12 protein-coding genes are annotated in these 12,173 nt (G+C 65.3%); 6 read left to right on the top strand and 6 right to left on the bottom strand.

Annotated features, from left to right (window positions below; genetic code table 11):
• From SFU85_10010 to SFU85_10000, 3 genes are all read right to left on the bottom strand, one after another.
• The coding region (locus SFU85_10010) for a LacI family DNA-binding transcriptional regulator (protein MDX6767114.1) at positions 1-746 on the bottom strand (746 nt) is incomplete at its 3' end.
• A 74-nt stretch (positions 747-820) separates the two neighbouring features.
• Positions 821-2,092: a phosphopyruvate hydratase gene (eno, locus tag SFU85_10005; GenBank protein MDX6767113.1), complete on the bottom strand. Its 1,272-nt coding sequence runs from the start codon at positions 2,090-2,092 to the stop codon at positions 821-823.
• Positions 2,089-3,108: a phosphotransferase gene (locus SFU85_10000; GenBank protein ID MDX6767112.1), complete on the bottom strand. Its 1,020-nt coding sequence runs from the start codon at positions 3,106-3,108 to the stop codon at positions 2,089-2,091. The genes eno and SFU85_10000 overlap by 4 nt, the downstream gene beginning before the upstream one ends.
• Before the next feature lie 147 nt (positions 3,109-3,255).
• Here SFU85_10000 and SFU85_09995 point away from each other — a divergent pair, with 147 nt between their 5' ends.
• From SFU85_09995 to SFU85_09980, 4 genes are all read left to right on the top strand, one after another.
• Complete coding sequence (locus tag SFU85_09995) at positions 3,256-4,008, top strand: SDR family oxidoreductase (protein ID MDX6767111.1); 753 nt, start codon at positions 3,256-3,258, stop codon at positions 4,006-4,008.
• A gap of 296 nt (positions 4,009-4,304) precedes the next feature.
• Positions 4,305-5,075: an amino acid ABC transporter substrate-binding protein gene (locus tag SFU85_09990; protein ID MDX6767110.1), complete on the top strand. Its 771-nt coding sequence runs from the start codon at positions 4,305-4,307 to the stop codon at positions 5,073-5,075.
• 87 nt (positions 5,076-5,162) lie between these two features.
• The gene (locus SFU85_09985; protein ID MDX6767109.1) at positions 5,163-5,846 is read left to right on the top strand and encodes an ABC transporter permease subunit; all 684 of its coding nucleotides are present in this window, start codon (positions 5,163-5,165) and stop codon (positions 5,844-5,846) included.
• Complete coding sequence (locus SFU85_09980) at positions 5,843-6,598, top strand: amino acid ABC transporter ATP-binding protein (protein ID MDX6767108.1); 756 nt, start codon at positions 5,843-5,845, stop codon at positions 6,596-6,598. Before SFU85_09985 ends, SFU85_09980 begins: the two co-directional genes overlap by 4 nt.
• A gap of 170 nt (positions 6,599-6,768) precedes the next feature.
• On the opposite strand, the gene SFU85_09975 is transcribed toward SFU85_09980, so the two are convergent.
• Both SFU85_09975 and SFU85_09970 read right to left on the bottom strand, forming a co-directional pair.
• Positions 6,769-7,542: a hypothetical protein gene (locus tag SFU85_09975; GenBank protein ID MDX6767107.1), complete on the bottom strand. Its 774-nt coding sequence runs from the start codon at positions 7,540-7,542 to the stop codon at positions 6,769-6,771.
• A gap of 66 nt (positions 7,543-7,608) precedes the next feature.
• Positions 7,609-8,814: a mandelate racemase/muconate lactonizing enzyme family protein gene (locus SFU85_09970; GenBank protein ID MDX6767106.1), complete on the bottom strand. Its 1,206-nt coding sequence runs from the start codon at positions 8,812-8,814 to the stop codon at positions 7,609-7,611.
• Between the two features lie 195 nt (positions 8,815-9,009).
• Between SFU85_09970 and SFU85_09965 the strand changes: the two genes are divergently transcribed.
• Positions 9,010-9,360, top strand: coding sequence for a RidA family protein (locus SFU85_09965; GenBank protein ID MDX6767105.1), 351 nt, complete (start codon positions 9,010-9,012; stop codon positions 9,358-9,360).
• A gap of 3 nt (positions 9,361-9,363) precedes the next feature.
• Here the strand turns inward: SFU85_09965 and SFU85_09960 are convergent, their stop codons facing one another.
• Positions 9,364-9,765, bottom strand: coding sequence for a DUF2934 domain-containing protein (locus SFU85_09960; GenBank protein ID MDX6767104.1), 402 nt, complete (start codon positions 9,763-9,765; stop codon positions 9,364-9,366).
• Positions 9,766-10,001: 236 nt separating this feature from the next.
• Between SFU85_09960 and SFU85_09955 the strand changes: the two genes are divergently transcribed.
• Complete coding sequence (locus tag SFU85_09955) at positions 10,002-12,173, top strand: Wzz/FepE/Etk N-terminal domain-containing protein (protein MDX6767103.1); 2,172 nt, start codon at positions 10,002-10,004, stop codon at positions 12,171-12,173.

The raw sequence follows: 12,173 nt of genomic DNA, 5'->3' as shown, positions 1-12,173 counted from the left end.
AGCAGCGCGCCGACCGCCAGCACGTCGCTGCCGAACATGATGGCGTCGGTTTCGGGCAGCTCGGTCATGATCTTTTCGAGCGCCGCCATGCCGTCATTGATCGACTGGTTGCCCTCGACCGAGACCGTCATGTCGGGCTGGCGCCCGAGGCCCTCGACGAAACCGCCGATCCGCTGCGTGCCGCGACCCTGGGTGCGGCCGGCATAGACCACTGTCCTGTAGCCGCGCTCCCTGAAGTGCTCGCCGAGGAGCCGTCCGCCCTCTGAATTGGAAAAGCCCACCAGCATGTCGATGGGATCGGGCCGGTAGTCCCACATTTCCATCACCGGCATGTCCATCGCCATCAACTGGTCGCGCGCCGCATCCGACTGAACCAGCCCGGTGAACATCATGGCGGCCGGCCGGAACGGCAGCACCTCGGCCAGCATGTCCTCCTGCGTCTCTTCCGAGTAGCCAGTCTGCGCCATCAGCATGTGATAGCGGCTGCCCTCGAGCGCCGCCGCGCAGCCCTGGATGGCGAGCGCAAAATGCGGATTGGCGAGATTGGAGACAAAGGCCGAAATGATGGTCGATCGGCCCGAGCGCAGGCTGGAGGCAAAGCGGTTGACCACATAGCCGGTCTTGGCGACGGCGGCCTCGACCTTCTTGCGGGTCTCTTCCTTGACCTTTTCGGGATTACTGAGGGCGCGCGATACGGTGATCGGCGAGACGCCCGCTTCACGCGCAACGTCTTCCACACGCACCATGCGGTGCGCGGGTTTCCTGCTAATGTCTACCAACTCCAGCCCCCCGACTTGTGGGCCAGATTAGCAAGGTTTTACTAAACGGAAAACCGCCAATACCGGCCCGTTGGCATCCCCTCTTCGATGCGGATCACTTCATTCCACTTGGCCGTCCGCTCCGACCGCGCCATCGAGCCCACCTTGATCTGGTCCGACCCCAGGCCGACGGCGAGATGGCTCAATGTCACGTCTTCGCTCTCCCCCGAGCGACCCGACTGAATGGTGTTCCAGCCCAGCGTCCGTGCCGCGTTCGAGGCCGCGATCAGCTCGGAAATCGTGCCGCACTGGTTGGCCTTGAGCAGCACGGAGTTGCAGGCCTTGATCGAGGCCGCGTGGGCGATGCGCTCGGCGCTGGTGGTGAGATAGTCGTCGCCGATGATCTGGATGCGCTTGCCGAGCTTTGCCGTGATGGCGGTGAACCCGGCATCGTCGTCCTCGGCCAGCGGATCTTCGAGCGAGACGATCGGGTATGTCTCGACCCAGCCGGCGAGGAGGTCGATCATGCCGGCGGTGTCGAGCTTTTTGCCGTCCAGCGCAAGCACATAGGCACCATCGGCGAAGAACGAGCTGGCGGCAACGTCGAGCGCGATGCCGATATCGACGCCGGGCTTGAACCCGGCATCCTGGATGGCGCGGGTGAGAAGATCGAGCCCGTCCTCGTTGGCGGTGAAATCCGGCCAGACCCCGCCCTCGTCCGCTACGCCATTGAGCTTGCCGGCTTTCTTCATCGCCGACGCAGCCGCGAGATAGACCTCGGCAGTCCACTCGGCGGCCTCAGCGAAGCTTTTGGCGCCGAGCGAGAGGATCAGGAAGTCCTGGATGTCGATGCGGTTGCCGGCATGGCGGCCGCCACCGAAAATCTGGATCATCGGCGCCGGGATCGGTGCGTCGGCAACGCCGGCGAGGCCCCTAAGATGCTGCCAGAGCGGCACTTTCCTTGATGCGGCGGCGGCCCAGGCGACGGCCTGCGAGGTGGCGACGATGGCATTGCCGCCCAACCGCTCCTTCTGTGGCGTGCCGTCGAGATGGACCAGAGCGGCGTCGATGGCGGACTGGTCGGCCGCGTCCATCCCCTTGAGAGTGCTGGCGATTTCGCCATTGACCGCGGCAAGGGCGGCGTTGACGCCGAAGCCGCCGAGGCGCTTGCCGCCGTCGCGTTTGTCGAGGGCCTCGCGCCGGCCCATGGAGGCGCCGGAGGGGGCGATGGAACGGCCGATGCTGCCATCGGCGAGCGTGATTTCCACCTCGACCGTGGGGCGTCCGCGCGAATCCCAGACCTGCCGGCCACGCACTGAACCGATGGCCGTCATCCGCGGCAAACTCCTTGAATTACATCGACAATCGTCACCGGCGCCTGCCGGATCATCGGGATGGCGATATCGCGCACCCGCTGGCGGTTGGGCTCGCTGAGGTACTCGACCGGCGACTTGCCATCGACCCGCGCGAGGAGGAGGCAGGGCAGCAAAGCGGCCGTCCGCCGTTCGAGATCGGCACGGAGATCGGCCGGGAACAGCCCGAGCCAGGCGTCGGCGAAAACCTGCGCCTGCCCCAAAAGCGCCATGCCGATGACCGGCACATGAACGGCTTTCAGCAGCAGATGATTGAGACAAAACGCGCCATCGAAGGCCGGATCGCCAAACCACGCACATTCTGCATCGAGCAGCACCGGATGACCGTCGCGTTTGCCGACGAGAATATTCTTGGGGCTGACATCGCCATGCACCAGCGCCAGCTTGGTGGTGGCCGTCGTCCTGAGCACAGCGAGTATCTTGTCGGCGACGTCCGGATGCCGGCCGGCGGTGAAACGCAGGTAGGGGTCGAGCCGTAGCGCGTCGATCAGATGGTCCGTCGGGAACTCGGCTGTGACTGCAGGATCGCGCAGCGTCGCCACATGGATGCGGCCGAGCGCCGTCGCCACCCGCACCGGAACGTTCGGATCGGCCCGGCCGGCGAGGAGCTCGGATTTCCAGAGCACGTAGTCGTCGGCCGGCAGGTAATCGAGCAGTGCAATGCCGCGGGACCGGTCTTCGGCCAGCACATTAGGGGCGGCGCCGGGGACGATGGCGGCGGCGCGGCGGAGCCAGGCGACTTCATAGTGGTTTCGTTCGAGCGGCGCCTGCCAGTCGCTGGCGACCTTGAGCTTTTTGAGCGCCCGCTTGGCGCAGGCGAGGCGACCGTCGGCCAGTGTAATGCGGACGATGTCGGACGACACGCCGCCGGTCAGCGGCTCGACCGTGAACCCGGCGTCGGGCAGGCCCGCCGCGCGCAGCATCGCGGGAAGCACGGCTTCCCAGCTCTCCTCCGTCATGCCACCCCCCTCGGGCATGTCTACCGCATGGACTGGATGGGGACAACGTTACCATCGGCGGGCCCATGCGCCCTTCAATTTGCCTAAGCTGCCAGTTTGCCGACGGCTTGCCAAGCAGGCGCGCGAGGTGATTGTCTCGACCGCAAAAGGGATTGGGAGACTTTCGTGGGACGGCTCGACAACAAGATCGCATTCATGACGGCTTCGGCAGCCGGTATCGGCGGCGCCACGGCGCTGGGCTTTGCCCGCGATGGCGCCAGGGTCATCGCCACCGACCGCGACCCGGTCGCCATCAACAGGCTGCAGACCGAGCTCGATGCGATCGGGCCCGGTCACGAGGCCTATGTGCTCAACGTCACCGATCATGCGGCGCTCAGGGGCGCAGCGGCGCGCCACAAGGGCGTCAACGTGCTCTTCAACTGCGCCGGCTGGGTGCACCAGGGCAAGCTCGAGAACACCGCGCTCGAAGACTGGCAGCGGAGCTTCGACATCAACGTGACGCCGATGTTCGTGCTCACCCAGGCTTTCTTGCCCGCCTTCATCAAGCAGGGCGGCGCCTCGATCATCAACATCGCCTCGGTGGCATCCTCGCTGAAGGGCGTGCCCAACCGCATCAGCTACATGTCCACCAAGGCGGCGGTGATCGGGCTGACCAAATCGATTGCCTTCGACTACATGCCGCACGGCATCCGGGCCAACGCCATCTGCCCGGGCAGCGTGGATTCGCCATCGCTGCATGAACGCGCCAATGCGCTGGGCGACCATGACGAAGTGTGGAAGACCTTCATCGCCCGCCAGCCCATGGGCCGCATGGCGCAACCGGCCGAAATCGCCAACCTCGCCGTCTACCTCGCCAGCGACGAAAGCGCCTATGCAACCGGCGCCAACTTCATCGCCGACGGGGGGATTACGCTTTAGGTCTCAGAGCGCCACGCCCTCGTGGTTCGACAGGCTCACCATGAGGGCTACTGGGATATCTGTGAGAACCTCATGGTGAGCTCGTCGATCCACGAGGTTCGGACTGCACTGCCGCCAGTCGATTCCAGGTAATCGAAAACTCCACTTTCAAGCCGCGTAAGAATGCCTATTTGGTAGGCAGGGCGGGAAAGGAAACATCCTTCCAAGTCGGCGCCAAGTGGTTGAAACCCGCAGATTTCCGGCGCATTTCTCCCGCCAATGCAGGCGCTCGGCGCCCGCCGAACAAGGAGAAAAAGATGAAGATCGCAAAGACGTTGCTGGCTGCCCTCGGCCTCGTGGCCCTCGCAAGCCCCGTCATGGCGCAGTCGGCCCTGGCCGACCTCAAGGCGGCCGGCGCGCTGCGCATCGGCACCGAGGGCACCTATGCGCCCTTCACCTTCCGCGACGAGAGCAACACGCTCGTGGGTTTCGACGTGGAAATCGGCCGCGAGATCGCTAAGCGTCTCGGCGTCGAAGCCGAGTTCGTCGAAGGCCCGTGGGATGGCCTGATCGCCGGCGTCGATGCCAACCGCTATGACGTGGTCATCAACCAGGTCGGCATTACCGAAGCCCGCAAGGAGAAGTACGATTTCTCCGACCCCTACATTGCCTCAAAGGCCGTGCTGATCGTCAAGGGCGACAACGACACCATCAAGGATTTCCCTGATCTCGCCGGCAAGAAGGCGGCCCAGACCCTCACCAGCAACTTTGGCAAGCTCGCCGAGGAGAACGGCGCCGAGCTGGTCGGCACCGATGGCTTCGACCAGTCGATTGCCCTGGTGATCCAGGGCCGCGCCGACGCCACCATCAATGACAGCTTGTCGTTCTACGACTTCAAGACACGGCAGCCGGATGCGAACGTGAAGATCGCCGCCACCCAGGCGAATGCCGATTTTTCGGGCGTGCTGATCGGCAAGGGCAAGCAGGACCTGCTCGACGCCATCAACGCCGCGCTCACCGAAATCAAGTCGGACGGCACCTATTCGGCCATTTCGCAGAAGTATTTCGGCGCCGACGTCAGCCAGTAGCGCTGGATCGACGGATAGTTAGAATGAACCGGCCGGATCTTCCGGCCGGTTTTTGTTTACCCCAGTTCCTGTTGCCCAAGGAGTGACATGCCGCCGACCTGGCTCACCCTGATGCTCGAGTCGCTGCCCTCGCTGCTCTGGGCCTGCGTGCAGTTTACCGTGCCGCTGACGCTGCTCTCGTTCGCCTTCGGCCTGGCGGTCGGCTTCGGGGCGGCGCTGATCCGGCTCTTCGGGCCCAAGCCCTTGGTGCTGGTGATCCGCTTTTATGTCTGGATCATCCGCGGCACCCCGCTCCTGGTGCAGCTCTTCCTCATCTTTTACGGCCTGCCGAGCGCCGGCATCGTACTCGACGCCTTTCCGGCGGCGCTGATCGGCTTCACCCTCAATATCGGCGCCTATACGTCCGAGATCATCCGCGCGGTGCTGGCCTCTGTCCCCAAGGGCCAGTGGGAAGCGGCCTATTCGATCGGCATGACCTGGGCGCAGGCAATGCGCCGGGCCATCCTGCCGCAGGCGAGCCGCGTGGCAGTACCGCCGCTGTCCAACACCTTCATTTCGCTGGTGAAGGACACCTCGCTGGCCGCCGCCATCACGGTGCCGGAACTGTTCCGCGCCGGCCAGCGCATCGTCGCCACCACCTATGAGCCGCTGATCCTCTATATAGAGGTGGCGCTGATCTATCTGGTGGTCAGCTCGGTACTGTCGACCCTGCAGGGCCGGCTCGAAAAACGGTTGAGCCGTTATGGCGGCTATCTGGAGGCCGGCTCATGATCGGCCTCGACGGCATTGTGAAAAGTTTCGCCGACGTGCAGGTGCTCAAGGGCGTCAGCGTCGCCGTGACCGAGGGCACGGTAACGGCGCTGGTCGGCCCATCGGGCAGCGGCAAGAGCACCCTGCTCCGCTGCGTGAACCTCCTCGAAATCCCGCAATCGGGCCGCGTCACCGTGGCCGATGCCAGCATCAGCTTTGCCCCCGGCACAAAACCCACCCGCGACGCCATCCTTACCCTCCGACGAAAAACCGGCATGGTGTTCCAGAATTTCCAGCTCTTCCCGCATCTGACGGTTTTGGAAAACGTCATGGAGGGGCTGGTGACGGTGCTGCGCTGGCCCAGGGACAAGGCCCGCGGCCGCGCCCTTGAACTGCTCGACAAGGTGGGCATGCTGGCCAAGGCCGACGCCTGGCCGGCCAATCTCTCGGGCGGCCAGCAGCAGCGCATCGCGATTGCGCGGGCGCTCGCCCCATCGCCAAAGGTGCTGCTCTGCGACGAGCCGACCTCGGCGCTCGACCCAGAACTCGCAATCGAAGTGGTGGAAGTGCTTGCCGCCCTGGCGCGGGAAGGCACCACCATGTTGATGGCGACGCATGACCTGCGGCTCGCGTCCAGCATTGCCAGCAATGTGGTGTTCCTCGACCGCGGCGAAGTGGTCGAATCCGGCCCCGCCGCCCAGGTCTTCGGCGCCCCGCAGAAGGAGCGCACCAAGCGGTTTGTCTCGAGCCTGACGGGGCAAGCGGGCGTGTGAGGCCACTGGCCTCTCAGACACCCTCCCCCTTGCGGGGGAGGCTTGGGGAGGGGGTGGATGGGCCAGTGACGTTGGGGATGGCTGGAGCGCTGCGGGCACCTTACCGGGCTCTCCCACCCCCCTCCCAACCTCCCCCGCAAGGGGGGAGGTGACGGAGAGGCCCGTGCCCATTACGCCCCCTTAACCGCCGCGATGAACTCCTGCACAAGCCGGGTCTGTTCGGCGGCTGGGGAACCGTAGCCGGAGTGGGATTCGGCGAGGCCGAAATTGCCGCTGATGACGAAGGCGCGGAGGCCGTCTTTCGCCAGCGCCTTGGCCTGCGCGATGGTCAAACCACCCACCACCTGCACCGAGCAGGTGTCGCCAACCGCGGCGAACACTGCGCGGGCGACGTCGCTGAGATAGCTCGAGGCATGGAGCCCCGGATCGGCACGGCGGGCGTCGAGCTGGAGGTGGAGGCCGACGCCGTCCATGCCGGCATCGCGCATGCGCTGGGCCACTTCGACCGCCACATTGGCCGGGCCCTGCTGCGGCACCAGGATATCGGCAAAGGCCAGCCGGGCCATGTCGCCCTCGGCGCGGAACTCGTCGCGCGCCGCGGCGACGTTTCTGGCGCTCGCCACCCCGGCCATGGCCAGGAAATCGATGATATTGCCGCCGTTCTTGTAGATGTTGCGCGCCTCGAACCCGCAGCCATCCATGCTCTTCATATCGGCGAGGATGAGGCTATCGGGGTAGCGCTGGCGGAAAGCCGGGACGACGTGTTTCACGCCCTCGGTTTTGAGCAGTGGCGTGCCCATCTCGACGAGATCGACCCCGCCCGCGAGCGCCGCATCGGCCACGACATAGGCCTGTGGCAGGTTGTCGGTATCGACCGAAATCTGGAAGGTGAACTCTGTGCGCAGCTTCAAAAGCGCGCGTGCCGACGCAGCATGGCTGGTCATGGCCGTCTCCGGTTTTCGAGGGTGATGTGAAAAGGGCGCCGCTTGTGGCGGCGCCCCCAAGAGGCATCAGTCGAAGAAGCTGGCGTCGCCGTCGGTGAGGTACTTCTTGGCTTCCCTGGCGATCAGGTTGACGCCGAGGCCGGGGCGATCCGGCACGTCGATGAGGCCGCCCTTGACCGGCATGCCGTCAAAACCCTCGGTGATGTCGTACCAGAAGGGCTCGAAGCGGGCCGGGTACTCGAAGGCGATGAGATTGTCGGGCATGGTGGCGCAGACCTGGATCAGCGCGGCGAGGCCCAGAATGCCGTTGGCGGTGCCGTGCGGCGCGATGGAAATGCCGTGCAGGTCCGCATGCTCGGCCACCCACTTGATCTCGGCGAGGCCGCCGATATCGCAGGGATCGGGGCCGATGACGTTGACCGCGTGGCTCTCGATCAGCCCCTTGTAGTGCTGGCGCAGATAAATCTGCTCGCCGGTATGGATCGGCGTCGTGGTGTGGTGGGTCACGTCCTTGTAGACGTCGGGGTTGATGTAGGGCGAGTAGTCACCGGTGACGGTGTCCTCGATCCACATCAGGTGCAGATGCTCCACCGCCTTGGCGAGGCGCAGCGCATCGAGCGGCATGAAGCCCGGACCAGCATCGACCGCGGTATTGTAGCCCGCGCCCAGCGATTCACGGGCCGAGGTGATGCAGGCGACCAGATGATCGAAGCCTTCCTTGGTCATCGTGCCCTTGTGCGGGTACGGGAAGGGCGCATCGGTCTGCACGTCGCCATAGAAATAGTTCGGGAAGTCGCGCACCATCGACGAGTGGAAGGCGGTGGGCAGCTTGAACAGGGTGAATTCGCCCTTGAGCGACTTGCCATATTCGGCCCAGCGCTTGTAGCCGGCCGGGGTGTGCTCGGCGCCGCCGGGCACTTCGCCCTGGTAGAGCGTGCGGTAGGTGCGGACCTGGTCTCGCACCTTGCCGCCGAGAAGCCTGTAGACCGGGGCGTTGAGCGCCTTGCCGGCAATGTCCCAGAGCGCATGCTCGATGGCCGAGACGGCCGAACCGAACGGCTTGAAGCCGCCGCGCACCCGGATACGGCGCATGACGCGCTCGACGTCGCGCGGATCCTGTCCGACGATCCAGTCCTTGAGGTCGAGGACCTGCGGCTTGACGTAGGGTTTGGGGGTCTCGATCTGGCTCCAGCCGGTGATCCCCTCATCGGTGGTGATGCGGATCACCGGGCTGTTCGCAATGATCGCGCATTTCAGGTCAGTAATCTTCATCCGGGACCCTCCTCAAAGCCCTTCCGACACAACGACTGCGTTTCCCTTAGCCGCTTTCGGAAGTGAGTTGAATGCGTCCCGGCACCAAACTTTTGTTAGGTTGCGGGGGTCGGGCGCTGGGTGGCGGCGACGCCCTCTTGCCTCCCGAAGGGCGAGACCCTATTGGCCTTGCCACCACAACCAGTGAGGGAACAAATGACCATCACCCGTTACCAGCCGGGCAAGCGCATGTCGGCTGCCGTCAAGCACAACAACACGCTTTATCTGGCCGGCCAGGTCGCCAACAATGCCAGTGCCAGCATTGAAGACCAGACCAAGGACGTGCTCGCCCAGATCGATGCGCTGCTGGCAGGTGCCGGCACCGACAAGTCCAAGATCCTGATGGTCAATGTCTACCTGCCGAACATGGCGGATTTCGCCGCCATGAACTCGTCCTATGACGCCTGGGTCGACAAGGCGAACCCGCCCGCCCGCGCCACCATCGAGGCGCGCCTGGCAGACCCGAACCTGCGCGTCGAGATTTCGGCGATCGCCGCTCTCGACTAGGGCTTAGGCCTTCGGCTTCTTGGCCGCGGGCTTTTTCGCCGGTGCCTTGGCGGCAGGCTTGGCCTTGACCGCCGGGGCACTGACCTTGGCGGCAGCCGCCTTCACCTTTGGCACCTTGGCGGGTGGCGTGGCCTTGGCCTTGGCCACGAGCTTGAGCGGCGCCGGCTCGGCCGGGCTCACCGCCTTGCCCCTGGGCCTGGCGGATTTCAGCGCTTCGGCGGTTTTCTTCGCCGTGGCCTTTGCCTTGGGCTTGGCCGCCACATCCGGAGCCGGCTCGGAAGCCTTCATCCAGTAGTGCTCGGCCTGGCCGTCGGGACGGCCATCGGCCTCCCACAAGAGGTAGGCGCGGTGACGGATTGCGTCGTCGCTCAGAGGGACGGAACTGGCTTTTGCTTTGGTGGGCACTTCAAATCCCCGGGTTTTCGGGGATCGCCGCGGACGCAACAGGCGGCGACTCCCGCAGTTGACGAGAGGAATCTACGCCTCCCCGCCCCTGCGCCGGAAGGGGTCTGCACGCAAATCAGCCATGTGCGGAGACTGCCCGCAAGAATAGCAGCCCAAAGGCCAGCGGGCTTTGGGACTGTGGCGAACTCCTTTATGGTCCATGGCAGTGATTCTCCCTGCTGGATCAAAGAATACGAATGGATGAGTCCGGGATCGACCTCCGCGGCATAGTCGGTTTGCTGCGGCGCCAATTGCGGCTCATTGCCGGGACTATCGCAGTGATCGTGGTGTTGGCCGCGATCGTGGTTTTCTCGCTGACCCCCACTTACACCGCCTCGACGCTGGTGCTGGTCGACCCCAGCAACAAGAACCTCCTCGACCCCACCGCCGAGATGATGGGCGCCTCGTCGGAGAACGCCCGCGTCGACAGCGAGGTGGAAATCCTCCGCTCCGATGCGGTGATGCTCGAAGTGGTGCGCGCCAATAACCTCATCGCCGATGCCGAATTCGGCGTGCGGCTGGGCATGCTGCAATCGGTGCTGGCATTCCTCAGGCTCCGCGACGACGCCGCGCCGACCGGCAACGAAGCCCTGCAATCGGTGCTGCAGAAACTCTCGCGCGCCGTAGCCGTGCAGCGCCGCGGCCTCACCTACCTCGTCTCCATCCAGGCGACCTCGCGCGACCAGGAAAAGGCGGCCCTGCTCGCCAATGAGGTGGCCCGCGCCTATATCGACGCCCAGGTGCGCGCCAAGATCGACTCGGCGCTGGCCGCCCGCGACATCCTGCAGGGGCGCATGTCCGACGCCAGCCAGGCGATCGTGCAGTCCGAAGAGGCCTTCGACACCTTCATCGACAACAATATCGACCGCATCGGCGCCGATAGCGGCAACCAGGGCGTGCTCGAACTGCGCTCGCGCCTGCAGGCCGCCAATGCCGATTATGACCGCGCCGCCGGCACGGTGAACACCGTGGAAGCCGGCATTGCCAGCCAGAGCTGGGCGACCGTCGCCACGACGCTGCAATCCACCGCTCTCGCCGAACTCGAACGGCAGCGCCAGCAGGTGGCCTCGAGCCTTGCCGCGGCCGCCCAGGGCAGCCAGCAGGAAGTCGACCTCCGCGCCGAACTGACCCGCATCGAATCCGGCCTTGCCGACACCGCCCGGCAGGAATCGAGCGCCTTCCGCAACCAGATCTCGGCCAGCAAGGAGCTGGCCGACAATCTGCGCCAGGAACTGCGTTCGACCATCCTGACCAGCAACCTGCCGGCCGACGTGCTGACCGGCATCTACCAGATGCAGCAGAATTCCGAGATCGCCCGCAACCAGTACCAGACGCTCTTGGCCCGCGTGTCCGATGTCGAGCAGCAGGCGAGCCTGCAGGTGGCCGATAGCCGCGTGGTGTCGCCGGCCCTGGCGCCCACCAACCCGAGCTTCCCCAACCCGCCGCTGTTCCTGACGCTGGCGCTGCTCTCGGCGATTGCGCTCGGTGTCGGCCTCGCCTTCCTCTACGAAAACTATATTGGCGGCTTTACCACCGAGGGCCAGGTGAGTGCCGTGCTGCGCCTGCCGGTGGCCGCCGTGATCCCCAAGCACCGGAGCGGCAAGAACGCCCCCACCGGCACCGAAGCCGGCGATTCCGCCGCCAATACGCTGATCACGGCGCCGCTCTCGGTCTATGCCGAAACCGTGCGCCGTGTTCGCGCCGAGATCGACCAAGCCCTGCGCCGCAGCGAGGAGGCCGGTACGCCGCCGCTCCCCGGCCAGAAGGCCCCCGGCAAGGTGCTGATGGTGTCCTCGGCCGCACCCGGCGAGGGCAAGACCACCATGGCGCTCTCGATTGCCCGCGCCTATGCGATCTCGGGCCGCAGCGTGCTGCTGATCGACGCCGACCTCAGAAAGCCCTCGATCCACCGCCAGATGGGTGTCGAAGCCTCGACCGGCCTGCTCGAACACCTGATGAAGCCCGCCAACGACGAGGGCCTCTCGGATATTCTGTTCACCGAAAGCGAGACCGGCCTCCTGGCTCTCGTGGGCGCCCGCCGGTCCGACATCCCCACCGACCAGGTGATCGCCAGCAAGGCCTTCGACGACCTGATCCACCTGGCACGCACGCATTTCGAAATGGTGGTGATCGACACCCCGCCGGTCGGACCAGTGGTGGATGGGCTCTATCTGGCCAAGTTCGCCGATGCCATTGCCTTCGTGGTTCGCTGGGCCTCGACCAGCCAGCGCGATGCCCGCGACGCAGCCCATAGCCTCGAGCCGGCCAAGCGGCCCGGCGTGCCTACGCTTGTCATCCTCAACCAGCAGGAAGGCAGCGCGGCGAGCTACCGCAACAAATATGCCGGCTACTATAACGAGGCCTATTAG

The sequence above is a fragment of the Candidatus Methylacidiphilales bacterium genome (assembly GCA_033875315.1).
Taxonomy (GTDB): Bacteria; Verrucomicrobiota; Verrucomicrobiia; order Methylacidiphilales; family CAZTYG01; genus JANRJG01.
Note: the sequence above shows the minus strand (reverse complement) of the source record. Positions and strands in the feature narration are given on the sequence as shown.

Coding starts and splice junctions, on each gene's coding strand:
- eno (MDX6767113.1), bottom strand. CDS start 2,092: ATGACGGCCATCGGTTCAGTGCGTGGCCGGCAGGTCTGGGATTCGCGC.
- SFU85_10000 (MDX6767112.1), bottom strand. CDS start 3,108: ATGCCCGAGGGGGGTGGCATGACGGAGGAGAGCTGGGAAGCCGTGCTT.
- SFU85_09990 (MDX6767110.1), top strand. CDS start 4,305: ATGAAGATCGCAAAGACGTTGCTGGCTGCCCTCGGCCTCGTGGCCCTC.
- SFU85_09985 (MDX6767109.1), top strand. CDS start 5,163: ATGCCGCCGACCTGGCTCACCCTGATGCTCGAGTCGCTGCCCTCGCTG.
- SFU85_09980 (MDX6767108.1), top strand. CDS start 5,843: ATGATCGGCCTCGACGGCATTGTGAAAAGTTTCGCCGACGTGCAGGTG.
- SFU85_09975 (MDX6767107.1), bottom strand. CDS start 7,542: ATGACCAGCCATGCTGCGTCGGCACGCGCGCTTTTGAAGCTGCGCACA.
- SFU85_09970 (MDX6767106.1), bottom strand. CDS start 8,814: ATGAAGATTACTGACCTGAAATGCGCGATCATTGCGAACAGCCCGGTG.
- SFU85_09965 (MDX6767105.1), top strand. CDS start 9,010: ATGACCATCACCCGTTACCAGCCGGGCAAGCGCATGTCGGCTGCCGTC.
- SFU85_09955 (MDX6767103.1), top strand. CDS start 10,002: ATGGATGAGTCCGGGATCGACCTCCGCGGCATAGTCGGTTTGCTGCGG.